Here is a 526-nt window from a genome sequence, read left to right as displayed (position 1 = left end):
CGACCTCCACCACATAACCCGCACCCGTGTCCACCAGCCAACGCTGAAGCGTCTTGTTCCGATACTTCGAATCCCCCCACAACAGCTTCAGTCGAGACCGATGTTCGGCCGTCAACTCCCCCAGGACCTTGGGGGCGATCGTCCCGTCGTCAGCCGACGCCACCGTGACCGCGACCGCTAGCAGTAAACCCAGCTTGTCTACGATGATATGGCGTTTCCGACCGTTGATCTTCTTGCCCCCATCGAACCCACGGCTCTCGGCGTTCTCCGTCGCCTTGACCGTCTGACTGTCGATGCTGCCGACGCTCGGGCTGGGCTCGTGGCCGTCGGCGACGCGGACCATCCGCCGCAAAGCGTCGAGCATCTTCTGCCAGGTACCGTCGGACTTCCACTGGGCGAAGTGGTCGTAGACGGTGCTCTTGGCCGGGAGGTCATGCGGGAGCATGTCCCACTGGCAGCCGGACCGGTTGAGGTAGAAGATGGCGTTGAGGACCTCACGCATGGGGACCTTGCGGGGCCGGCCGGT

At 63.9% G+C, this 526-nt stretch carries 1 protein-coding gene; it reads right to left on the bottom strand.

Translation table 11 applies throughout. The features are described from left to right. Positions 1-526 (bottom strand): IS5 family transposase (locus tag ACYOEI_RS41120; RefSeq protein WP_462856481.1); only part of this gene is annotated, 526 nt, incomplete at both ends.

It is taken from the genome of Singulisphaera rosea (assembly GCF_054877945.1).
The sequence above is the reverse complement of the archived record's forward strand: the minus strand, read 5'-3'. Positions and strand labels throughout refer to the sequence as shown.